We start from the raw sequence: 23,497 nt of genomic DNA, 5'->3' as shown, positions 1-23,497 counted from the left end.
GCATTTTATTATTCCTATTATTTCTATGCCCACTGATGAAAGCTTGAGGTGGGGGTCTTGCTGCCCGTTAAGAGTGGGATAAAGAATACTAATCAATAGGAATTTGTATTTTTTTATTATACTGCTTCATATAGTGAATGCCCCCTATTTCCATGGTATTCGATTCATCTACTGGATCAAACACAAGAGTCCGTTCTTTCATAACTTCCCCATTCTGCTGCTTCACATATTCTACATTCCTTGTTGTCTTTATCGGAATGCTATCATTTTTAGAATCTATTCGTACTTTATCTAGCAGAATAGATTCTTTTGTTGCAATCGTGATTTCTGTGCCATTTAATGTAGTGGATACATTTTTTATCCATAAACTTTCCCCACTTATTTTATATGGTTTCTCTTGAATCGTTTTTAATGGAAAAGTTTCATTAATCTTTTTATAGCCAACAAATTCTTTTACATTTAATTCAAGTGTTTGTAAATCCTTTGAAAGCGCATCAAATTGAATCTCAAATGTTCTGCCACCCATTGGAGACGAATGGGTGCTGCTTCCTATTATCTCTATCGTTTTTCCATTTGCTAATAATTCAATCCCCATTAGGTTTTCATTTAAACGATCAAAGTTTTTCACATTCAATGTCCCTTTTACTACAGTCAAAGTCGGAGACGCAATAATCGAATTAAAGGTAATTGTTCCTTGATCTACCTTCACCTTCTTCTTAATGGATTGTTTTAACTCTGCTTGCATCGCTTTAGCTGGATCGAAGCTAAATGAAATTTTCTCTTCTTTCCCTTGCCCATTTTCAGCATATCTCCAATAGTGAAGAGTAAGTTTTTTTGAGAAGGGGCTTACTGATTCAAAATCGGCTATTCCCTTAAATTCCGTTCTTTCCTTATTAAATATTCCCTCTCCCGAACTATAATTTGAATTCGTTAAAAACCCAGTCAGTTTTGAAAGTGAAAAACTGTCACTGTAATCTTCCTCCAAACCATTGGTATTTGCTAGTGTATAGTATAGGATAGTTCTATTTGTATCTGCCATTATCCCATTTATAGTTAATTTTGTATCATTGTCTAATTGGACCGTTTTTTCGACCCTTTGCCCCATTCCTTCATTATTTAAAGTCTTTAACGTACTAGATGCCACTTCATCAAACCCCATTATTTTCTTCCCATAATATGCAAAGGCATCAAAATTATATCCAACAAATAAAAATAATAGTATGGCAATTACTATAGATTTCCATATGCCTGACGATCGATTTGTTTTATTTTCAACTTGATCCAATGCCTTTCTTAACCGTAATTCCAATTCAGCTGGAGTTTTCAATGCATCAATATGCTTTTTCTCTTCTTTTAATAGCTCTTCCATATTATTCATATATTTTACCTCCATACTGAATTTTCAACTTCTTCAGTCCATGAAAAATTCTTGATTTTACGGTGCCTACGGAAACATTTGTCATGTCAGAGATGGATTGATAATCCAAATCATGAAAGTATTTTAATCTTATTGCCTCTGCCTGGTGTTCATTCAGCGTTGTTAATAATTGTTGAATATCCATTTTTTGATCTTTGTTATGTATGGAATTTATCGTACTAGCATATTCTTTTTCCGATTCTTTGTATTCATTCCATTCTTCTACTAATAACAACTTTTGCTGCGACTTTAATAATGATTTACAGTTATTCACCAAAATGGTTTTACTCCAGCTGTAAAAGGAATTTTCTTTTTTCAGCTGATGGATATTTTCATATAAACAGACAATCATATCTTCCATAACGTCCATTGCATCATGGTTATTTCCCATATATGTATATGCAAGTTTATAATAATCTTCTTTTTGAAGCATAATTAGTTGAAGCAATGCTTCTTTATTGCCTTTTTTTGCTTTCTTCACCAAATTAGCAATTCTCATCGTCTCACCTCTCACCTATAAGAGTATTGTAACCAAGAAAAAGTTCATTTTTTTAACATTTTATTTTCCTTTTATAAATAAGAAAAGCGCAAGCGCCCTTGCTCATCGACAGAATAAGCTGGACTGAATCGAGTGAGATAAAGGAAACACGAAGAACGTAGTGATTCGATGTTGACTTATCGTAGACGAGGTGAGGGAAGCGTTGAAGTTGATAGGGCGCTGGAGCTAGACACTAGTCTAACTTCAAAAATTTTATACTTACTTATTTCTAAATAAAAGGAAAGCTGTCCCATAAGTCGATTAATCCGGCTTATGGGACAGCCTCCCTTTAAAAATATTCAATATACAGTTTTTTTAATTAAAGGCTCTGTTAAACTTGCCTATAGATTTCCGCTTCAGGCGTTCGCTTTCCGCGGGCGGTCCGGGAGCCTCCTCGGCTCTTCTGAGTCTGTGGGGTATCTCTCTGACTCGCTTTTCCCGCAGGAGTCTCACGCCTGGAACGAAAAGCAACGTAGTGCCAAAATCAACAATGAGCTTTAACATAGCCTTGCTTTAAAAGAAATGTGATTCATTAAAAGCACTAAAAAAATGACTCCTCTCTATAAACTTACTAAATATTTTCTGCCAAATACTTCACCTTTGGAAGCACCTTTTTCCAAATCTCTTCCGTTAAATCCCGATATTTTTCTCCATCTGTCATAACAGAAAAATCCCCCTGCTTAATCGCAAGCTCTGTTATCCCTTTATTTTCTTTTAAATAAAAAGTAATGCCATCCTCATCTGTAATAAGAGGTCTTTCCTCCATGCGAACATCAAAAACGGTAAAGCGCAAAAGTTTATTTTCTTCTGCTGCTGTTACATTTCCTTCTACAATTATTTCTCCATCCTGCCCTTTCCAGAATACCGGGCTGCCTAATTCCCATGTGGACTCCAAATAAAAGGAAGGACCTCCGCTTGAAAACTCAAGAGCCCATTGATCAGTATACGGACGATTTGTAAGCACCTTCCAAACATTTGAGACAGGAGCATGTACGACAATTGATTGTTCCACAAATAGTTTTTCCATACATAATACCTCCATTACTTTAAAGTATTAGTTTAAGTATATCAGCCATAGCTGGGATTGGATCATCGCAGCCCTTCCAATATTTTTAATTTCCGCTCAAAATTTCTTTTAGATCTTCTTCTGTTAAAATGTTTACTATCTTCTCTTCTGAATCAAGGATTTCTTCTATTAAATCCCTTTTTTTCGCTTGCAGTTCATTTATTTTTTCTTCGATTGTACCTTTTGCAACCAGTTTAATGACTTGTACTGGATTCTTTTGTCCCATCCTGTGGGCGCGGTCTGCTGCTTGTTCCTCTACTGCTGGATTCCACCATGTATCATACAAAATAACGGTATCAGCAGTCATTAAATTTAAGCCCGTTCCCCCAGCTTTCAAGGAAATAAGGAAAAAATCGCATTCTCCCATATTATAGCGGCGGCACATATCCACTCGCTCTTCTGAAGGAGTCTGACCATCCAAATAAAAGAAAGAAATCCCTTTGGAAGCCAGCTCTCTTCCAATTAACTCTAGCATTTTTGTAAACTGTGAAAAGATCAACACCCTTTTTCCTGCTTGTTTTGCTTCCTCCACCATTGTGATTAACTGGTCAAATTTGGCAGATCTTCCCTTATAGCCGTCCACAAAAAGCACTGGATGGCAGCATATTTGCCGCAAACGAGTCAGTCCTGCCAATATTCTAATTTTATTTTTTCGCAATGTATCTTTATCAAGATGCTTTAAGGTATCATGACGCAGCTTTGCTAAATAAGCACCATATAATTTTTTCTGTTCTGGCAGCAAATCTGTTGACTCCTGCCATTCGATTTTTTTCGGAAGCTCTGAGAGGACATCTTCCTTTATACGACGCAGTAAAAACGGACGAATTCTTTTCGCAATATTTTTTCTTGTTAAATGGCTGTATTCTTTTAATCCAGAAAATAAGGAAGGGAACACTACATGAAAAATAGACCAAAGCTCTTCTGAAGCATTTTCCACAGGTGTCCCAGTTAAGGCAAAACGATAATCTGCCTTGATTTTCCTGACCGTTTTTGCCGTCTGAGTCAGTGGATTTTTAAAATATTGCGCTTCATCAAAAATGACACTATGAAAGGTTTGTTTTTCATACCAATGGCTGTCTTTTCGTAATAGTGGATAAGAAGTAATCACCACATCTACTTCCCTCAACTCCTTTTGCAGCTTCATCCGTTCGTTTTTATTGCCGTCCATAACAACAGCTTGGATTTCAGGTGCAAATTTCAGCCATTCATTCAACCAGTTATACATCAATGATGATGGACAAACAATTAATGCTGGAAGCTTCTCTCTCCTAATAATCTCTAGCTCTGATAAAATAAATGTAATGCTCTGCAAAGTTTTTCCTAGACCCATATCATCTGCAAGAACACCGCCAAACCCGTAATAAGCCAACGTCTTCATCCAATAAAAACCTATCTTTTGATAGTCCATTAGGATTGGTTCTACACTTTTTGGCACGTCAAATGGCATACTGCCTGGCTGCTGCAAGATTGCTGCCAATTCCCGAAAGGACTCGGTCTTCTTCAACAAATGATTATCCTCCAAAAACCCAACAAGTGGAAAACTTTGATGAATCGATAAATCTACACCATGAATAAGGTCCTGTTGCTGAATTTGCGGCGACAGTAAAAACTGCTGTATTTCTTCCATTTCCCTTGTCTCCAAAGAGAGAAGCGATCCATTGCGCATCCGGTAGTATTTTCGTTTTTCTTCTAACGATGTTAAGATATCACGAATTTCTTTTTCTGAAATACCAACCATTTCAAATTTAAATTCCAGCCAGTTGGTACGCTCTTTTTTTACACTTACCTTAATCATCGGCTTGGGATTTTCCCGAAAAATTCTGTTTCTGACTGCGGTAGTAGCATACACTTGAACTAGTTTTTGCAGCTTTGGAAGAATGTGATATAAAAAAGCGTACTCCAATCCTTCATTTTGCAAAATATAACCGCTGTCTGTTTTGGAGAAAGAGCTGTTTTCCATCAATTCTAGGATTTCCCTTTCTTTTTCAACATCCCGCAATAAAAAACCGTTTTCCAGAACCTCTTTCGTTTCCAATGGATTCAAAAGAATTCGACCATAATGAAATTCCAATGCTGCAAGCAAACGGTTGTTTACCCGGTCCAAAAATAATTTAGCCATCAGCTCATCATTTTGAAGTTGCTTCGCTGCTGCACTGCCTACCTCCACCGTTCCCAACTTTTTCAAACCAGGAGCTACTTTTTCCAGGAAAAAATCAACCTGATTTTTTGCAATTGGTATACTATTCGTTCCAGCTTTGTCTAGCATTTCTTGTAAATGTACCAGCCTCTGAAACTCTTGATTTTCCAGCTGGGTTAATCGTCCTTTCGTCAAAACAGATTGGTAAGGAGGCAAAATCGTTATTTTATGAAATCCTGATATATTCAGCTGATAGTTTCTCCCTGTTGTTTCAACAAAATCAAATTGCAATGGAAGCAGTTCAGATGAGACATGGAAACCAGTATAGCAGCATCCGCTATATTCTACAGATGCACTTGGCAGTTTGTTAAAGAATGGAACAAGTCGATCAAAAGAGGACGGCGGAAGCAGAAAGATTTCCCTGTTCAGCGATACTTTTTCTTTTATTTTATCCACAAAAAGCTTTTCATCCTCTATCATAGAAACAAGCTGGCCAATAAATGCATCTATTTCTGTTGGAAAACAATGAAGCTGCTGATCAAATGTAAAAATCGGGGAAAGTTTGTATGACTTTCCTTCTTTTAATTGTCTTAAAAAAGAAGAGATATTCATTACTTTGTCAGATGCAATCTTCATTTCTATTCCAAGCAGCATCTGCTCTCTTTCTTGGCCAATCAATTTACAAGTAAAATCTACTTCAAGTACTTCCCTGTTTTCAAAATGTTTCTGATGACCGCTTGATCGTACAGAAGATGAATCAAATAAATGCAATAAATCTTCTGCTAGTGGATGCTGTTCTGCACTGCCTAATACCGGAATGTTTCCACTTCGTTCGTATTCAAAGACAGAAATCAGCACGGCAGCTATATGCTGACAGTCCCGATCAAAAGAAGCCAGCTTAGGACAGCTGCATTCTGTTTGAATACTCCCATCATCCGCCGTTATAATCGTTACGTGAAAGTTGTCTGCTCCTTTCACGATTGCTGAACACTGATTTTCATGATATTCAAGGAATTCCACTTTATTATTTTGATAAAAAGAATCTCCTCTTTTGAAGGAGACAGTTCCACACATTTCTTTGATGATTTTTTGAGTTAGCTTAATGTTCAAAAAAGGTTCTCCTTCCATTAAAGGTTTCTTTTTCTCTCTTTTTATTTTATCCCACTCTTAACGGGCAGTAAGACCCCCACCTCAAAATGCCGAGAAATCGAGGAAGTTAGGTGGGGGATAACTGCCCGTAAAGATCCGATAAGTGCAACTAACCATCAGTGGGGGATGAGGAAACTCCCCCTCTGATGGAAGTTTACTTTATAAACAAACTATTATACATTACTCACAAACAAGCACATGCCTAATAAACCGGCTTTTTTTGCTTATGCCTCGATCTTTTATCATAAACCCAGCTTTTTGTATAAGTGAATCTATTTCCTCTACTGTAATAATAACAGCTATATCTGCAAAACGTCGTGCAGATTTCAGCATATCTAATTGCACCTCAACAGGAAGGACAGAACAAAGATTATACGGCATATCTATTATAGCAATATCATAATGTTTTTCTATATTCCGCATATCCAATAATGCAACTTCCCCTTTAAGTCCAAAATAGGCAATATTTTCTCTCGCTCCTCCTGTAACAAGTGGATTTTTGTCACTACCTACAATGTCCATTCCCATGGATAAAGCTTCTATTAGTACCGTTCCTATTCCACAGCAAGGATCAATCACTTTCTTTTCTATTGGATTTGGAACTGCGATATTCACTACAGCTCTTGCTACACGAGTGCTAAGTGCAGTGGAATACTGATTAGGCTTCGATTGATGACGCAGCCAAACAGACTCACTTTTGTGATAAGTTCCAAAAATCCAGCCATCCTTTACAGGCATAATAGCAAATAACTGTTGCGGATTCACTAAATTCACGGATCCTAGTAATTGCATGCCTATTTCCCTGGCAATCTTTTTTCTATTTTCATAAGAGATTTCTCCCTTATCGTCTGGGTTTTCCACAAAAATCACTTTAAAAGTGGCATCCTCTATTTGTATTTCCAGCAGCTTGCTCTTTATATCTTCCAAATCTGTTCCTCTATAAATAATATCGATTCTTTCTTTTATAAAAGGACTTCGACTTGGATCGATACATAAAGAACTCTCCAATAATAGGTTTTGTGTCTCCATTCCAAACAAGGATCGCATTTCCAGCCTGCATAATGAAATTTCTTCTTCATGAAAAGCATATGTATATAGATAATTTTCGTATTGTTCATTCTGTTTATTCAATTGTTTCCCGCCTTAAAAGTAAAGAGTTCATTTCTTCATTATAAAGGAAAAGTTTATCATTGCTAGTTTTCCTACTTGCATTTTTCAGAAAATAAATGACAGGATTATCGTCATTGCTAGCTTTCTTATTCATAAGAAAAGCGCAAGCGCCCTTGCTCATCGACAGAATAAGCTGAGGTCCACAGGATGTGGATTACACAAACGTTGCCACAGGAAGTGGCGGTTTTAGTTTGTGTTCCTTAAAGAGATAAAGGAAACACGAAGAACGCAAGCGTCGATGTTGACTACGCAAGCGAGGTGAGGGAAGCGTTGAAGTCGATAGGATGCTGGCCGGCTAAGTACGCAAAAGAGGAAAATCGACTAAATACGCAATCAAGGGAAATCGATTGACTCGCATCCTGCGAGCCTGTGGCAACGCGGGCACTAGTACATCCTGTACGTCGGAGCTAGACACTTGTCAGACTTCAGAAAACTTATACTTTCTTTTCTTTTGAAAAAAACCTGATACATAGCGTCTACTAGCATCAGGTTTATTAAGGATATATTAGTTTAGTTGCTACCCTATGATCAAGTCAAAGAATACTGATTGAATCTTTGTCCAAAAGCTTTCATTAATTCATCTGGTGCTGTTAAATAAAGCAATCCGTTCCCTTCTAGTTTCGGTGTATTTCCGAGTGGTACGGTCCGCTTAATAAGCTGGGCATAAAGCTCTGGCTCAGAAAGGTTCCTCTCAAAAGATGCAGCAGAGATTGACTTAATCAAAGCCAAGGCACCAGAAACATGTGGAGCAGCCATTGATGTACCGCTTAATTTTGCATATTTCCCATTTAAAAAAGTGGACAAAATTTCTTCTCCTGGAGCAACGAGATCCACTTCTCGATTAGAATTGGAAAAATCAGATGAATGTCTTTCCAGGTTAACAGCTCCTACACTTATTACTTCATTATAAAAAGCTGGATATCCTAACTCATCTGTTGAATCTAATCCATCTCCTTCATTCCCAGCAGCACAAACAACCAGAATTTGGCTGGCTACTGCTTTTTTCACAGCTTCATGAAGTTCTGGTACATCTTGAGGTCCGCCAAGACTCATTGAAATAATATCCACTTTTTGTTCAATTGCAAAAAGAATTCCATTTATAATCCACTCATATTGTCCTGATCCTTGTTCATTTAATACTTTTACAATCAGCAAGTTTACTTCAGGAGCAACCCCAACGACTCCTTGTTCATTCTCCACCGCACCAATTGTTCCTGCAACATGAGTACCATGGCCATTATAGTCCATTACTTTTTCTGCAATTCCATTATCATCATCCGTAAAATTTCTTCCGCCAATAATTCGTCCCTGTAAGTCTGGGTGGGTAATATCACAGCCTGTATCTAATATGGCAACCGTTATTCCTTTGCCTTTGGATTGTCTCCACAGCTTGTCCGCTTGAATAAGCTCAATCCCTTTTGGCAATTCATTTATCTCCTCAACAACCTGCTCAACTTGGTAAGGAATGACACGAACTTTCTTTTCCATTACTACCCCTCCTCATAAGATTGCATCAGCAGTTTTGTCTTTGTTGTATGTATATTTTAACAATTTCGACTATTTATGGTAAGAGACTTTCGACTCATTTACAGAACATGTGTTCTTTATTAAAAAGATTGCTACCATTTTTTTCTCATAAACTACAGTTATGGATTCCTTTCCCTTAAGCCTACTATGCACCCATAAAAATTGTTTTATAAGAAAAAAATTTCTTAACTTTTAACATAACTTATGTTAACCTTTCATATGAAATAGTTAACATTTTAAAGTGAGGTAAAAATAATGAAATTAAAAAATTTAATATTATGCAGTTTTTTTGCTGCGATAACAGCTATTTTAGCTCAAATGGAAATTCCATTGCCATACGTTCCGATTAGCGGGCAGACATTAGCTGTTGGATTAACAGCAACTATTTTAGGAAGCAGATATGGAGCAATATCGATGATTTGCTACGCATTGCTTGGTGCGATTGGATTGCCTGTATTCGCTGGAGCCAGTGCTGGGTTCGGCGTATTAATTGGACCAACTGGCGGATATATCTTTGCATTTATTATTGCTGCATTTGCTACTGGCTATATTTTAGAAAAAACAACGTATACGATCCCAATGGCTTTTTTCGCGAACACAGTTGGCATGATCATTACACTCATTATTGGAACCATCCAATTAAAGTTTGTTCTTGATATGAGTTGGACGAAGGCATTAGCTGCTGGTGCGTATCCATTTATCGTTGTTGGTCTTATTAAAGCATTTTTAGCAAGCTGGATTGGCATCCTTGTACGAAATCGCTTAGTATTAGCTAACCTTTTGCCAAAAGTATCATAATTAAAATAACTGATGAAGACAAAAACAGTTCTTCGGGGACATCATTTACTCTGCGTTCATGGATTTCAAGGTATGGGCTATAGTCCTGGTTTTGTGAAAAAAATGCAAGAAGTGGTCACTGCCATTAGAGATGAAAATATTGATTTTCCGATTAAAGTAGTAGAGGGATTGGATGAAACCTGTTTTTATTGTCCACACAGCAGAGAGGGAATCTGCAATGCACCAAAAGCAAATGATTTTGTGCTTGATTTAGATCGAAAAGTAATGAAACATTTAGGAATCGAAAAAGATCAAATCTACCAAAAAAACGAGCTTGTTTCACTTGTTGCCAAAATGGTAAGCCCAGATGATCTGGATTTTTTATGCCAAGGATGCTCCTGGCTTTCCTATGGCATTTGTAAAAAGGGCATTAGCGATTTGCGAAAAGGATAGAATAAAAGACCATTCCTGTTAGTTTTAACAACAAGAATGGTCTTCTTTTTTCCGCTGCTTTATCCCACACTTAACGGGCAGTAAAACCCCTACTGATGAAAGGTTCACATTATACGCTTTCTTTTTTTACTTTTTTTCTGCTTAGCCAATTAAAAATAATCAACGTAATAATAGACCATATAAGCGATATTCCTGGAGAGTCATTTACAACTGTAAATAAACTTGGAATATTGCCTGCAACAGAATCATCGGTTGCTAAAAACCAAAATAGAAACATATTGTTTGCTGCATGTGCACCAATGGATATTTCCAAGCTTCCTGTTTTAATAGAGATATAGGTAAATGCAAAACCTGTTGCAATATAATCTAGACCTACGAGCACAAATGATTTATCCATTTCTGGATTAGCAAAATGCATGGCTCCAAAAATCAGTCCAATAATGATCGAAAGCAAAATTGGCTGTTTTAATCTGCTGCCAATCCATTGAAGAAGGATTCCTCTAAAAAAAAGTTCTTCAGATGTTGTTTGGATGGGCACCAACAATAATGTAACAAAAAATAAAAAGAAGTATTCTTTCAGTCTTACATGATTCCAGCTATAATCAGAAAGATTAAATGGAACATCAATAAGGGTTGTAATAAGCAGCAATCCGCCGAAGACAGCAAATCCCCAAATAATTCTTCCCCAATCAATTTTATTATTTGTCGTAATAAGGGTCGCAAATCTTCTCTTATGTATAAATCTTACCCCAATCCAAATACCGATGATCCAAAAGATATTGACTATATGTGTTAACAATAAATTAAGAGTAGGATCTACACCAACTGGCATGCCTGTATCAAAATCTATATATGTACGATCATTTCTATCAAAAGCGACGATGAGCCCTTCACTTAATCCATATAGCAGGGAGCCAAACACCATAAATGCTATGGCTATAAGGACCGAACTTAAATAACGCTTCCAGTTGTTTTTTCCTTCTGTAACATTCAAATAATTTTTGATTGTTCCTCGCTCCTTTCACTGTTCATAAACAGTATAACGTGGGTTAGTAAGGAAAACCATTTATTCTATCTTAAATTAAGGCAATTACAGAACAATTACAAAAGATAGATACCATTAAAATATACAATCTAGTAAAGTAAAAGGGGAGGTGTATTCATTGGAAAATTTGCTGAGTATTTTATCGAAAAACAGCTATAGGTATGAAATCATTCATCATCAAAAGCCCATTCATTCAGCACAGGAAGGCTCCAACATCTTAGGAATTGCCATTGCCCAGACTGCTCCATCATTGATTCTTAAAACAGATATAGGATTTGTTTATCTTATAGCCTCTGGGACACGTAAAAAGATCTCTTTTGAAAATATTGCAGAATTACTAAACTGCCGCAAAGTAAAATTAGCTTCCTCATCAGAAGTTAAAAAAATCACCGGATTTAATGTAGGCAGTGTCCCAATAATTGGTGTTGATTTGCCTTGTATAATTGATAAAAAACTTTTTCCATATGATTTTATTTACGGAGGCACCGGGAAATCGACATCCACCTTAAAAATCGAACCACAAGCATTAAAAGAGATGAATAACGTAATTGCAGTCTATGATTAACTGCCTTCGTAAACACTATGTAAATTAAAATCTTTTTCAAGAATAAAGGGACATCCTTTTTGAAGTTTGCTGCTTTTCTCACCACTTCATCCCTTTTTCTTGCTGCAACACTCGTTTTTCTCGCCGTCACACCCGTTTTCTTGGCCCTTTCCCCATTATTCATGTCGACAACATTCTTTGATAAATTCTATCTAATAACCTGCAGTATCTCTTCTGGCTTATAAACGGAATAATCTGGGTTTTCTGCCTGAGCAATTTCAGCTGCATCATATCCCCAGCCAACCCAAATTACTTTTACCCCTGCTTTTTTGCATGCTACAATATCGCGGCATTCATCTCCCACATAAATTACTTCCGCCTGCTGAAGGTTGTGCTTTTTTAAAAATTTGTTGATTATTTTATCTTTCCCGAAAATGCGACTTGAACATAATACTTCAGTAATATTGTCCAGTCCATTATGCAACAGAAATTCTCGGATATTTTTCTCCGCATTAGAGGATATAATTGCTGCTCGATAGCCGCTCTTTTCCAGGTCTCTAAGCAGTTCCTTCATTCCATCAAACAATGTAATTTCTGTTATGGATTCTCGATAAACTTTTAAAAATTCAGGCATAAAGAGGGGCAGTTTATGCATAGGAAAGTTCACATGCTTGCTTCTTTCTTTGATGGAAAGTCCTCTCATCAATTCATAATCTTCCACTTTTAACTTCTCGTATTTATATTTTTCCGAAAGTTTATTCCATGCACGTAAAAATGCCTCTTTCGAATCAGCAAGTGTTCCGTCAAAATCAAAAATAATATACTTTATCACGATTACGTCTCCTTTTTACTTAAATCTTCTTTGCTTGATGAAGCCTAATTAAATGCTTCAACTCAATCTTTTGTCCAATTTTCACCTATTAAGAATAGTATAGGAATACCCTCAACTTGTAAATAAAACCTCTTCCTCAAAAAACACTTCCATTTATAAGTAGATTCGATTATTATCTAATTAGATATATATTTAATTAGATAATAATCGAATTAAAAGAGAGGTAGAATATGTTTACTATATTTCAAAAAGAAAAATCGTACCAAAAGCTTTTTTTTGCTGGTATTATTAACGGAATTGGCGATCGATTCAGTCAAGTTGCTTTAATGACATTAATTTTACAAATGACCGGTTCTGGTTTATCTGTCGGTATAACCCTTGCACTTCGAATGCTTCCATATTTAATTTTTGGACCTGTCAGTAGTTCTATTGCCACTAAGCTTTCTAGAAAAAAACTATTAATCTATACGGATCTTTTTCGCGCATGCATTGCCCTTTCTTTTTTGGGGATAAACAGTCCTGAAGATTTGTGGATTATATATGTGGGTTCCTTTTTATTGGCTAGCGGCGAAGCATTATACGCTCCGACAAGAAGCTCGAGCATCCCTTCCATCGTAAAGCAGTCTAGTATTAAGGTCGTGAATTCATGGGAACAGGTTCTTTTAGGATTTGTTCTCATTTTCGGAGCCTTAACTGGCGGCTTTGTTTCGTTATTATTTGGAACGAAAGCATCTTTCTCTGTCAACATTGTTTCTTTTGTAATTACAGCAGGAATCATCCACACTATTCCTACGCTAGAAGCGGTTACTAAAACTGAAAACGCAGGGGATTCCGAGAAAATAATACCACGCAGCCTTTTTTCTCTTGTGCTTTCATCTCCTTTGCTTATTCTGCTTGTATCCAATGATATGGTTGTGCCATTAGCTAATGGCATTGAAAATGTGCTGATCAGTGTTTATGCAGTAGAAACTTTTCATGCAGCCGATTTAGGTGTTGGAATATTATACAGTGTTCTTGGAACAGGATTTATTCTCAGTCCGATTATCACGAAAAAAATAAACGGGAATTATCTTTTGATTGCTTTTGCTTGTTTAATAGCAGAGGGTCTCATTCTATTTGTCGTGAGCCAATCAACGTCTTTTCTGTTCGTAGTGTTCTTATTTGGAATTTTAACTATCTTTGGGGGCGTGTCCAATGCATTGCTCGATACGGTTGTGATGAAATCCATTCCGATAAAGTATCAGGGGATATATTTTGGATTTTCCGCCACCATTGCCAATACCGGATTTGGGCTTTCTATGTTCTTTACAGGAGTACTATTGGAATATGTTCATCCAAGAATGATGGGATGTATTAATGGTGCTTTATACATCTTATTTGGATTGTTCTATTTTATTTGGTCCATAAAATTTTATGTGAAAAGGAAGAAAAAATTCACCTATTTGGGGCAGCAAGGGCCTAAATAAGAAGCCCTTCTTCCCTACTATATGAGCAATTTTTCTGCAATTAATTGATAAGAGTAAATCCGTTCATCAGGATTATGGGCAACCGTTGTAATCATGATTTCGTCCGCTTTATAGTGAGCCTGCATGCTTTCCAGCTTTCCCCTCACCTCTTTTGGATTGCCTATAATCATTTTCTCCTTCATTTTTTCAAGTTTTTCTTTTTGCTGATCATTTAACCCATATTCTTTTGCTTCTTGTTTCGAAGGGACGCCTTGTTCTCCTTTTCCTTCTAATCGCTGCAAAGACCAGATTAAGGAACTTTGTGCTATTTCTTCTGCTTTTTCTGTTGTTTCAGCACAAATAGCGGATACAGTTAAAATAACTTGTGCTTGTTCTCCCTTTTTTTTCGAAATAAAAGCATCTCTATACTGTTGAATGATTTCCGCCCCATCCTTGTCGCTCATAAACTGTCCGAAAGAATAAGCCAACCCTTTGCTCCCTGCCAGCAAGGCACTTTTCTTGCTTGTACCAAGCATCCATAGCATCGGAGAAATTTCCGGCAGTGGAGAAGCGGACAGCTTTGCAAACATATGGTCAGCCGGAAAATCATTTTCAATAAAATGGAGCAGCTCTTCTACTAAATTTGGCATAGCCCATATTTGCTGCAAAAAGTTATCTGTCAACGCATTGCTTGCTTCTGCTGACCCGCCAGGCGCCCGCCCAATTCCAATATCAATACGACCTGGAAATAAGGTTGCTAATGTATTAAATTGTTCCGCTACTTTATATGGCCGATAATAGGGAAGCAAAACTGCTCCTGCTCCAATGCGGATCTTCGTTGTATGCGCTCCAATATAGCTCAGCATGACTTCTGGCGCAGAGCATGCAAGCCCTGACAGATCATGATGCTCTGCAATCCAATAGCGGGTATAGCCAAATGCTTCACCAGCCTGCGCTAACTTCATGGAATATTGCAGTGCCTCTTGTGCCGTTTGATTGGAGGATATAGGCGATTGATCCAGAATGCTCAGCTTCATCACACTTTCCTTCCTTCTTCTTGCTTTATTTCACGAAGACTTACGGTAAACTCTCCCACATTTCCTTTTTTATACAAATCAGTTATGGACGTAGAATATTGATGTATCATTCCTGGAAATAAGAGGTCTTTCTCTGGAACAGAAACATGAAACGTTCCTTTATACAGCAGTGTAGTTATATCATGATAAATTTCGCTTTTCACAGAAAAAACAACAGAAATTTGGTATAAATCATTCATTTTTTCTTGCTGATAACTGTTTACATTAATTGAGGTATTATCTAAGACGATTACTTTCACCATTCAAAGTTCCTCCTTTTTATAAAGTATACACCTATTAAAAGAGCTACCCTGAAAAGTTTGATGTTCTTATGATTAGTCCGCAGCCGGCATACACTTCGCTTTCCATGGGGCGGGCGTCGAGCCTCCTCAGAGCTAGCGCTCCTGTGGGGTCTCGTCTGTCCCGCTAATCCCATAGGAGTCTTCGTGTATGCCTGCTGCTCTGCGCTAAAAAATAGGGATACTGCTTCTTTTCATGTGCCATGGTGCAAGTTTCGTTGCATGAGTGTCTCCCATAAAAAAGAAACACACCATTTAGTATCTTCAAAATTATTGGCACTAAATAAGAATAAGAGAGGCGCTTTCCTTATTTAGAAAGTGCCTCTCCCATTGATATTGAATTTGAATCTAAGATACTTTTTCTCTTTTTTCGATAACCTTTAAGACAAATGCATATATAAAAACAATCAATGTACAGCCGAAAAGAGATGCTGATACCATGCCCAACCCAATTCCGAACCATGGATTAACCGCTGCAGCGAAAATAAAACTGGCAATAAACATCGCAATGGTTAAACAAAAGCTGATAATAACTGGCAAATAAACTTTTTTGGAGTGGACATATTGATAGGTTGTCAGTAATCCAGCTAAAGCAGTGTACAGAATGGCGATGGTTAAACCATTATCGAGTTGATCGATCGTCTTGCTCAGCAAGTGATTAGCAGCAGGCTTTTCTATATCAACAGTTACTGTTTGCAATTTTTCTGTATCTAAATCAAGGATTCTTAATCTAAATTTTGCCGGCTCTGATGACCAATTCGTATTTTCTAAAAATGCCACTTTATTATTATGGTGAAAAAATCTAGGTGATGAAATATTTGAATGAAGTTTTGTCAACTGCTTTGCTTCTCTGTTATTTTCTTCTAATAAAAATAATTCGTATTCATATGGGGAGCTATTTTGTAATTCTGTCGGTACAGCCGTATAAAGCAGTTTATTTCCATTTGCTGAAAATTGATGAGAATAGCTTTCTTTAGGCAATTGTTCCGATATCGCTGTTTCCTTTTCTTTCCTCTCTTCCATCGAATAGGAATAGAACTTCTCTTTCTCTCCATTATAAAAGCTATAAAATACTTCCTTGCCATCTTCTGAAACAGCAAGGGAGCTCATGCTGAAATAATCTTTATTTGTTAATTTTCGGTTATTATTTCCGTTTATTCCAACAGAATATAAATCATATCCTTCTTCTATTTCTCCTTCAGATTTCTTACCATCGGCTAAAGGGGTTGCAACATAATAAATCGTATCATCAATAGACGAGAAAACGGCTTCAGAAATATGCAAATTTTTGGATGCTAGCTTTTTCAAGTCCCTTCCATCACTATTCTCAATATAAAGGGAGTTCACGCCTTCTTCATCTTCTGATAAAAATAGAATTTTTGTGCCATCATAAGAGAATTTTGGATCATGATGTTTTTCTGTTCCTAATTCTGTTAATTTTTTTACATTAGTACCATCTATATTTGCTGAATAGATGGCTTCTTTCCCGTCCATATAATAGGAAAAAACATATTTAGAATCGTCTTCCTCTATATCTACAGTGCTTCCTAGCCCTGTAAAATACTGATAAGGATCATCATTCCGGAATATCCCATACACAATGGATGCGATCAGCAAAACCGCAATGATCCATGTAGATGAAAGAAGAGCCTTCTTATTTTTCAACGTTTATGTACCACCTTTCTGCCTGCTCCTCTATACTTTATTTAAAACAAAATTTGCTTTCACCACACCAATCGTTTCTTTTCTTGCATTTAATACAGGTGCTGTTACATAATTTTTCAAAACGGAAAATATTTGTTCGTCTTCTAGTCCAAGTTGTTTTAACACTTCCATTGAGGCAACATTTACCGCTCTTGTTCCTCCATCCTCCACCTTAATTGCAATGCCAACCCCTTCCTCCACTAACCCAATGCACTGAACGGCTTCTGCTCCAGCTTTTGAAACAATTCGACCATTATATGCTTTCATTAAATCAGTATCAAAACGCCCTGTTCCTCCAACCATTTCTGGATGGGCAATCATGGCTTCACGAATTCGATTAAGAATGATGGCATAATGCTGCTCCACCATTCCATCTGGATGAGCCAGTTTGGCATAACCCAATGCAGCATTTTTTAACGGAAGCTGGTGGACTGGCACTCCACAGCCATCGACACTACGCTGAATTCGATCCTTTGGGTATTCACATATCGCTTCAATGCAAGTAAGTATTCGCTGCTGTACAGGATGCTCTACTTCCCGATAAGATGCAGCATCTTCTTTTTTATGTACTGCTGTTGCCAGCATCCCAGAGTGTTTTCCAGAACAATTGCTGAAAATAGGAGTGACATCTTTCCCTGCCCGAAGAAGCTGCTTGTAACTCTGTAAATCCCATGGAGTATGTGTACCACATTGCAATGCTTCTTCTGTCAGTTCCAGCTTCTCTAAGATTCCTAAGACTGCCTCCCGATGATAGTTCTCTCCACTATGAGAGGCACAGCTTAAAGCAAGATCAGCAGGACGGTAGTCAAACGCATCTGCAGCACCTGTCTCGACTAACGGCACTGCTTGAAAAGGCTTCATCGAAGAACGTGGAAACGTTAACCGCTCCGGATTGCCATAGGAATACAATAGCTTGCCTTCTTTATTTACTACTGCAATATGAAGATTATGCGAGCTTTCCACATATTCTCCTCTGTACACAAGAATCGGCTTCGTCATCGGCTAACACTCCTAATAATATTTTTGTGAATATAAAAAATGCTACATATAGTGAATTTTTACTCTTAATCTATTATACTATCGAACCATGTTTCAATGACCAAAATATTAGTGAAAAGTTAAATAAAGTATGTAATTAGAGAAAATCTCCATATAATAAATACGAAAATGAATGAGTTATTTTGCAAGTTGTTTTCTTAAAGAGGAATAGCTTAGGTTGTTCTCATAAAATGCTTCTTACATCGTATAACGCCAAATTAAAAAGAGGATAACCGCAACTGCTGCCCATATCATTGCTTCTATCTTTTGCTTTTTGTTATTATCCAATAAAACAAACCTCCTCCGCTTTGATTAATTCTTCATCTATTTTATCACAATGACAATAATCCAATTATATAAGCAGTACTGCTTCTTTTTTTGTGAATCCTCTTTACTATTAAATACTCCTCCTTTTTTAAACGAGAAAAATAAGAATGCAGAGAAATCAACGTTTCTCTGCATTCTTATTACTTCTCTTTGTTTTTTTCTTTATCTATGGTTCCTTCTGTTAAACTATCTGATGCTTGCTCATGTGTTTTAGCAAGACCTTCTGAAACTTCATTCTTCTCCTCTTTTTTCTTATCCTCTGCTTTGAATGTTTTACCTGCAGGAGTGTTAGTAGAATTGTGTGGCATGAATAAATTACCTCCATTTTAGTAAAAATATAGGCTTACTAATCATTGTTCCTTCTATATATTAATACCACCATCCATATAGGAAACAAACATGGAAGCATTAGGTAATCGTTTGCCGCAAAAAGAACTCCACGAAATCCACCTGTTCTTACTAGAAGTTAAGATATGGACACAGAAAAAAATAGAAATTCATCTAATAAAACACTTTTTCAGTGCCGTTGGATTTAATTGGTTGTTTTTTATCCCATCACTAGTAATGATCACTATTACGAACCTGTCGACCGGTAATGTCTGACCCCAATATTCCAAATAAGCAAACATGGCAATAGAAAAACAATTCCTCCCAGTGGAATCAGCGTATGTAATAGATCATTTCCTGTACTTTTATTCAGAATATACATCAATGGAAGGTAATTCACCGTGCCAAATGGGATGACAAAGGTAAAGAATCGACTGACCCATTTTTGATAAATACTTAACGGATATTGGGCCATTTCTCTGCCTCCATCGGTAAATATATTAGCCACTTCCAATCCTTGAATCGTCCAAAAGCTAAGGGTTGCAGCAAGGATAAAGATACCCGTAAAAATAAAAACACCACTTACAATCATGAGACAAAGCGTCATTATTTTCATAGCATTCCATTCGACCGAAAGATTTGTTAAAGCCCATATTAAAACAACGACGCTTTGCAGCAGCCTGCCGAATCTCGTAAACTCGAACTTTGAACCAATTACTTGAATAAAAGTGCTTCTTGGCCGAACAAGCAATCGATCAAAATCTCCACCGCGTACCAGATTGGAAAAAGAATCAAATCCTCTTGCAAAACATTCGCTTATGGCAAATGACATATGGATAACTGCAAAACAAAGGGAAACTTCAAAAAAATTCCATCCTTTAATTTGACCAAAACGTTCAAATAAAAAGTATAATCCTGCAAAAACGGAAAATGGCACAAAAAATTGTCCGATGGTTAAAAGCCAAAAAGAAGTTCGATATTGCATTTGAGACTTAAATAAAATAACGAGATACCTAAAGTAAAGCATCAATGCTATCAACCTCCTTGTACAACGATCTTGCGCAGCGCTTTATTTAATAAAACCTTCCCTGCGGCAACGAGTACGACAAGCCATATAATCTGGATAATCAAACCGAATGCTGCTTCTTTGATTGGAATATTCCCAGAATAGACTCGAAAAGGGAAATCTGCTGTCATCCGGAAAGGAAGCATATACGTAATTTTTTGCAGCCATAAAGGCATTAACGGAATGGGAATGACTAAACCAGCAAAAAATTCTCCAATCACCCCAAATGCAAGCAATGATCCTACTGGAGATAAGGTAACAAATACAGAGATGTAAATAAACATAGAAATAGATACTAATAGCAATAAACCTAGCAGCAATACTGCACAAAACAGCAGTAAGGTCTTTCCATTTGGAGGAGCTGTCATCCGATATGGCTGCGGAAGAAAGAAAGCGATAATCAAAATTGGAAGGCATCGAAGCAAAGCACTGGATAGGCGCTGTGCCAAAAGCTTGCTATACCAATATTCATAGATCCCACATGGTCTGCAAAGTTCATAAGCAATATTGCCTGTTGTAATTAAATCAAACAATTCATTGTCTCGAAACCAAAGCATGATAAAAGCTAGGAAAGATTGCTGCAGCCATAAATATGTAACAAGTTCCTTTAATGATATAGGCTGATGAGGCAGGGATTGATCATAAAATGCTTCAAAAATCATGATATAGATAAACCCCCAGAAAAATTGCGTCGCCACTCCTGCCAATGCAGCTGCTCTGTATTGCATTCCATTTGCTAAGCGAAGTTTCAATACAGCATAATAGGCTTTCATATTTGATACTCCTTATATAACTGGACAATAATATCTTCAATTGGCTGTGCAGTAACAGCAACGTCTAATAGGTCAAGTCTATTGGATAAATGAGTGATCACTTCAGAAATCATTGTTTGATCTGTATCAACACTTAAAACCGCTCTTTCTGGAGTCCATGAAAGGAGCGTTGTACCAGCAATTTCAATTGGATTGGCTGTCGGATTATAATCCACTGAGATCGTTTTATGTGATCCAAAGCGTCTTCGTAATTCATTTACTTTTCCATCATATAACAAACTGCCTTTTCCGATTAATAAAACTCTATCTGCCAATGCTTCAATATCAAACATATCATGGGTAGTAAGAATAACCGTAACGTTTTTTTCTTGATTGATGGTCTTGATAAATTGTCGAACGGCAATCTTGGATATGGCATCGAGACCTATGGTAGGTTCATCCAAAAATAAAATTTTCGGACTATGAAGGAGAGAAGCTGCAATCTCACAACGCGTTCTTTGTCCTAAGCTTAATTGCCGAACAGGGGAATGAATAAAATCTTGGAGTTCGAGTGTTTCGATTAATAGATTCAAAGTATCTTTATATTCTTTATGAGGAACATGGTAGATATCGCGAAGAAGTTCAAAAGAATCGAGTACTGGTACATCCCACCACAGTTGGGAACGCTGACCAAAGACTACTCCTATATTTTTCACATAGGAAGCACGGTCTTTCCATGGCGTATACCCCATAATGCTGCATGTTCCTTTGTCTGGAACCAATATGCCGCTCATCACTTTGATGGTTGTGGACTTTCCTGCACCATTTGGACCAATATAGCCAACTATTTCGCCAGGCTGAATCGAAAAAGAAATATCCTTAAGGGCCTCTACTATTGTATACTCACGATAGAATAGTGATTTTGCTGCTTGAAGTATTCCTGTTGAGCGCTTTGCAACCTTAAAGGACTTGCTTAATCCTTCGACTTGTATCAATGGCTTCTCCTCCTAACATAATAAAGTAAACTTCCATCAGTGGGAGTTTTTCCTCATCCCCCACTGATGGTTAGTTGCACTTATCGGACCTTTACGGGCGAGTTTCAACACCTATCTTCCTCGATTCTCGGCATCCCCAAGATGGGGGTCTTACAGCCCGTTAAGCGTGGGATAAAACATTATTTCAAAAGAAAATTATATTATCATCCGCCACCCTGCTTGTCAATCATTTATTTCATTTTTTCAAAATATTCAACTTTTATTTAACCAAATAAAAAAGCACCTTAGTGAGTGCTTCCAATCCACTTAAATTAATTCCTTTGCCGGGTGCTCGTTATCCCGCTCAAATTTAGAAATCTATTTAACTGAGATCAGATCAGTTTATCCTTTATTGCCTATATCAGCCGATACTTAGAGCATCCTCTAAGTAAATTAGAAAAAAGGAAGATACATACTTAATCCAGCCATTTAAAAACCCATTATATTTTATGGTACTAATTGATGATTTTTAAAAAATAAGCAGATGAGATTACCTTTAGATAAACTCTCATCTGCTTTCCTACCTTATTCATTATTCCCCTGCTTTCATATTTTTCGTAATGCAGATTATATGATGATAAAGATAGAAGATTTTAATGTAAATTTAAATTATCACCAATCATCTGATGAACCTTCTCCTTTTCTTCATCAGAAACTACTATAAGTTCTTTGCCGTCTATCCTTGCATTTTCCCCTTTTACTTCATATTGCTCGATATGGTTGCGTGCATTTCTGTAGTTTTTTCCAATACTCATCATATCGTTTAAGGAAATATTCGTTTTAACATTTTCTCCTAAAGCCCCTAATAACTCGTCGTATTTTGTGACGGACGAAAGATTCAATCCTTTATCGATAATGGCAGTTATTACTTTTCGCTGCCTTTCATTTCTTCCAAAATCGCCTTGAGGATCTAACTTTCTCATACGAGCATATCCTAAAGCCTGCGGTCCATCTAACTCAATATTTCCTAATTGATAATGATAGCCTTTTTTATAGTATCCTTCATCCTTCCACTCTATTTCATTATAAAGGCTTATTCCTCCAAGTGCGTCCACCATTCCACTTAATGCCTCCATATTTATCCTTATGTAGTAATTCATTTTTTCTCCAGTAAATGCCTCCACCGTATCAATAGCCATTTTTACTCCCCCCAACGCATATGCGGAGTTGATTCTGTCTATCGATCCATTCCCAACTATTTCTGTTCTTGTGTCTCTTGGAATACTAACCATTTGTAATTTTTCTGTCGAAGGATTCAACGTCATGACAATTAAAGCATCTGACCTGCCAACATCATTTTTCCGTTCATCTACTCCCATCAGCAAAATACTTATTGGCTTTTTATCTTTAATATCTTCTTCTCTTTGTTTTCCAGCCGTTTTACCCTCCCCATCAATAGGTTCATAGATTTTATCAGCCGTTTTTTCTACCTTTGTATATAAATACACAAAATAACTGCCAAATCCGATAATAATAATTCCAATAATGCTAGTAATCGTAAGAAAAATTTTCTTTTTCATTGTTAGCTCACTTTCCATTAGTAATATTATTCCAAAATACCACAAATTTCTTTTTTTGCCTATTTTATTCATTAATTTCCAAAATGTATTTGATGCTTTTTTACAGAATATACTGAATGCTCATTTATATATAAGAAAGGATGGTTGCATAATAACACTTTAATAACATAATGAGAGTGAAATAGATTAGAAGAATAATCTTTTAGCTGCTTTTATGAAGAACCTAAAAATAAAATGCCTGTCCTCTTATGGGG

The 23,497-nt window shown here is 36.8% G+C and carries 21 protein-coding genes; 4 read left to right on the top strand and 17 right to left on the bottom strand.

From position 1 onward, the window contains the following. Positions 1 to 88: 88 nt before the first annotated feature. The 6 genes from ACTYBU_RS16505 to ACTYBU_RS16480 form a co-directional block, all read right to left on the bottom strand. Positions 89 to 1,378, bottom strand: a complete 1,290-nt coding sequence (locus tag ACTYBU_RS16505; protein WP_445491400.1) for a DUF4179 domain-containing protein — start codon at positions 1,376 to 1,378, stop codon at positions 89 to 91. Continuing rightward, positions 1,371 to 1,916 (bottom strand): RNA polymerase sigma factor, encoded by a 546-nt coding sequence (locus tag ACTYBU_RS16500; RefSeq protein WP_445491398.1) that lies wholly within the window; start codon positions 1,914 to 1,916, stop codon positions 1,371 to 1,373. The genes ACTYBU_RS16505 and ACTYBU_RS16500 overlap by 8 nt, the downstream gene beginning before the upstream one ends. Positions 1,917 to 2,526: 610 nt before the next feature. Then, positions 2,527 to 2,982: an SRPBCC family protein gene (locus ACTYBU_RS16495; protein ID WP_445491397.1), complete on the bottom strand. Its 456-nt coding sequence runs from the start codon at positions 2,980 to 2,982 to the stop codon at positions 2,527 to 2,529. 85 nt (positions 2,983 to 3,067) lie between these two features. Next, entirely contained in the window at positions 3,068 to 6,268 is a 3,201-nt protein-coding gene (locus ACTYBU_RS16490; RefSeq protein ID WP_445491395.1) for a DEAD/DEAH box helicase, read from the bottom strand. Positions 6,269 to 6,487: 219 nt separating this feature from the next. After that, complete coding sequence (locus ACTYBU_RS16485) at positions 6,488 to 7,438, bottom strand: TRM11 family SAM-dependent methyltransferase (protein ID WP_445491393.1); 951 nt, start codon at positions 7,436 to 7,438, stop codon at positions 6,488 to 6,490. A gap of 567 nt (positions 7,439 to 8,005) precedes the next feature. Then, entirely contained in the window at positions 8,006 to 8,965 is a 960-nt protein-coding gene (locus tag ACTYBU_RS16480) for a S8 family peptidase (RefSeq protein ID WP_445491391.1), read from the bottom strand. Positions 8,966 to 9,259: 294 nt separating this feature from the next. Here ACTYBU_RS16480 and ACTYBU_RS16475 point away from each other — a divergent pair, with 294 nt between their 5' ends. Together ACTYBU_RS16475 and ACTYBU_RS16470 are read left to right on the top strand one after the other, a co-directional pair. Continuing rightward, positions 9,260 to 9,802 (top strand): biotin transporter BioY, encoded by a 543-nt coding sequence (locus ACTYBU_RS16475; RefSeq protein WP_445491390.1) that lies wholly within the window; start codon positions 9,260 to 9,262, stop codon positions 9,800 to 9,802. A gap of 12 nt (positions 9,803 to 9,814) precedes the next feature. Continuing rightward, positions 9,815 to 10,234: a DUF1284 domain-containing protein gene (locus ACTYBU_RS16470; protein ID WP_445491389.1), complete on the top strand. Its 420-nt coding sequence runs from the start codon at positions 9,815 to 9,817 to the stop codon at positions 10,232 to 10,234. A gap of 109 nt (positions 10,235 to 10,343) precedes the next feature. Here ACTYBU_RS16470 and ACTYBU_RS16465 read toward each other — a convergent pair whose 3' ends face one another. Next, positions 10,344 to 11,228, bottom strand: coding sequence for a lysostaphin resistance A-like protein (locus ACTYBU_RS16465; RefSeq protein WP_445491387.1), 885 nt, complete (start codon positions 11,226 to 11,228; stop codon positions 10,344 to 10,346). Between the two features lie 169 nt (positions 11,229 to 11,397). Between ACTYBU_RS16465 and ACTYBU_RS16460 the strand changes: the two genes are divergently transcribed. Beyond that, a complete protein-coding gene (locus ACTYBU_RS16460; protein ID WP_445491386.1) occupies positions 11,398 to 11,844 on the top strand; it encodes an aminoacyl-tRNA deacylase in 447 nt (148 codons plus the stop codon). 187 nt (positions 11,845 to 12,031) lie between these two features. Here the strand turns inward: ACTYBU_RS16460 and ACTYBU_RS16455 are convergent, their stop codons facing one another. Continuing rightward, positions 12,032 to 12,652 carry an HAD-IA family hydrolase gene (locus ACTYBU_RS16455; protein ID WP_445491444.1) on the bottom strand — a complete coding sequence of 207 codons (621 nt, stop codon included), beginning with the start codon at positions 12,650 to 12,652 and terminating at the stop codon, positions 12,032 to 12,034. 233 nt (positions 12,653 to 12,885) lie between these two features. Between ACTYBU_RS16455 and ACTYBU_RS16450 the strand changes: the two genes are divergently transcribed. After that, on the top strand, positions 12,886 to 14,121 hold the full coding sequence (locus ACTYBU_RS16450) for an MFS transporter (protein ID WP_445491385.1): 1,236 nt from the start codon (positions 12,886 to 12,888) through the stop codon (positions 14,119 to 14,121). Positions 14,122 to 14,138: 17 nt separating this feature from the next. Here the strand turns inward: ACTYBU_RS16450 and ACTYBU_RS16445 are convergent, their stop codons facing one another. From ACTYBU_RS16445 to ACTYBU_RS16405, 9 genes are all read right to left on the bottom strand, one after another. Then, complete coding sequence (locus ACTYBU_RS16445) at positions 14,139 to 15,137, bottom strand: LLM class flavin-dependent oxidoreductase (protein ID WP_445491383.1); 999 nt, start codon at positions 15,135 to 15,137, stop codon at positions 14,139 to 14,141. Then, positions 15,137 to 15,439 (bottom strand): DUF3219 family protein, encoded by a 303-nt coding sequence (locus tag ACTYBU_RS16440; RefSeq protein ID WP_445491382.1) that lies wholly within the window; start codon positions 15,437 to 15,439, stop codon positions 15,137 to 15,139. The genes ACTYBU_RS16445 and ACTYBU_RS16440 overlap by 1 nt, the downstream gene beginning before the upstream one ends. A gap of 384 nt (positions 15,440 to 15,823) precedes the next feature. Beyond that, positions 15,824 to 17,140 (bottom strand): hypothetical protein, encoded by a 1,317-nt coding sequence (locus ACTYBU_RS16435; protein WP_445491380.1) that lies wholly within the window; start codon positions 17,138 to 17,140, stop codon positions 15,824 to 15,826. 30 nt (positions 17,141 to 17,170) lie between these two features. Beyond that, positions 17,171 to 18,178, bottom strand: coding sequence for an asparaginase (locus ACTYBU_RS16430; RefSeq protein WP_445491379.1), 1,008 nt, complete (start codon positions 18,176 to 18,178; stop codon positions 17,171 to 17,173). A 506-nt stretch (positions 18,179 to 18,684) separates the two neighbouring features. After that, a complete protein-coding gene (locus ACTYBU_RS16425) occupies positions 18,685 to 18,852 on the bottom strand; it encodes a YozQ family protein (protein WP_445491378.1) in 168 nt (55 codons plus the stop codon). 266 nt (positions 18,853 to 19,118) lie between these two features. Then, positions 19,119 to 19,898 (bottom strand): ABC transporter permease, encoded by a 780-nt coding sequence (locus ACTYBU_RS16420; protein ID WP_445491442.1) that lies wholly within the window; start codon positions 19,896 to 19,898, stop codon positions 19,119 to 19,121. Positions 19,899 to 19,906: 8 nt separating this feature from the next. Next, a complete protein-coding gene (locus ACTYBU_RS16415) occupies positions 19,907 to 20,710 on the bottom strand; it encodes an ABC transporter permease (RefSeq protein ID WP_445491376.1) in 804 nt (267 codons plus the stop codon). Further along, a complete protein-coding gene (locus tag ACTYBU_RS16410; RefSeq protein WP_445491374.1) occupies positions 20,707 to 21,684 on the bottom strand; it encodes an ABC transporter ATP-binding protein in 978 nt (325 codons plus the stop codon). The genes ACTYBU_RS16415 and ACTYBU_RS16410 overlap by 4 nt, the downstream gene beginning before the upstream one ends. A gap of 632 nt (positions 21,685 to 22,316) precedes the next feature. Continuing rightward, positions 22,317 to 23,243, bottom strand: a complete 927-nt coding sequence (locus tag ACTYBU_RS16405) for an LCP family glycopolymer transferase (RefSeq protein WP_445491441.1) — start codon at positions 23,241 to 23,243, stop codon at positions 22,317 to 22,319. Positions 23,244 to 23,497 lie beyond the last annotated feature (254 nt).

This window comes from Niallia sp. 03133 (assembly GCF_052663225.1).
The sequence above is the reverse complement of the archived record's forward strand: the minus strand, read 5'-3'. Positions and strand labels throughout refer to the sequence as shown.

Coding starts and splice junctions, on each gene's coding strand:
- ACTYBU_RS16505 (WP_445491400.1), bottom strand. CDS start 1,378: ATGAATAATATGGAAGAGCTATTAAAAGAAGAGAAAAAGCATATTGAT.
- ACTYBU_RS16500 (WP_445491398.1), bottom strand. CDS start 1,916: ATGAGAATTGCTAATTTGGTGAAGAAAGCAAAAAAAGGCAATAAAGAA.
- ACTYBU_RS16495 (WP_445491397.1), bottom strand. CDS start 2,982: ATGGAAAAACTATTTGTGGAACAATCAATTGTCGTACATGCTCCTGTC.
- ACTYBU_RS16480 (WP_445491391.1), bottom strand. CDS start 8,965: ATGGAAAAGAAAGTTCGTGTCATTCCTTACCAAGTTGAGCAGGTTGTT.
- ACTYBU_RS16475 (WP_445491390.1), top strand. CDS start 9,260: ATGAAATTAAAAAATTTAATATTATGCAGTTTTTTTGCTGCGATAACA.
- ACTYBU_RS16470 (WP_445491389.1), top strand. CDS start 9,815: ATGAAGACAAAAACAGTTCTTCGGGGACATCATTTACTCTGCGTTCAT.
- ACTYBU_RS16450 (WP_445491385.1), top strand. CDS start 12,886: ATGTTTACTATATTTCAAAAAGAAAAATCGTACCAAAAGCTTTTTTTT.
- ACTYBU_RS16445 (WP_445491383.1), bottom strand. CDS start 15,137: ATGAAGCTGAGCATTCTGGATCAATCGCCTATATCCTCCAATCAAACG.
- ACTYBU_RS16440 (WP_445491382.1), bottom strand. CDS start 15,439: ATGGTGAAAGTAATCGTCTTAGATAATACCTCAATTAATGTAAACAGT.
- ACTYBU_RS16430 (WP_445491379.1), bottom strand. CDS start 18,178: ATGACGAAGCCGATTCTTGTGTACAGAGGAGAATATGTGGAAAGCTCG.
- ACTYBU_RS16425 (WP_445491378.1), bottom strand. CDS start 18,852: ATGCCACACAATTCTACTAACACTCCTGCAGGTAAAACATTCAAAGCA.
- ACTYBU_RS16420 (WP_445491442.1), bottom strand. CDS start 19,898: ATGCTTTACTTTAGGTATCTCGTTATTTTATTTAAGTCTCAAATGCAA.
- ACTYBU_RS16415 (WP_445491376.1), bottom strand. CDS start 20,710: ATGAAAGCCTATTATGCTGTATTGAAACTTCGCTTAGCAAATGGAATG.
- ACTYBU_RS16405 (WP_445491441.1), bottom strand. CDS start 23,243: ATGAAAAAGAAAATTTTTCTTACGATTACTAGCATTATTGGAATTATT.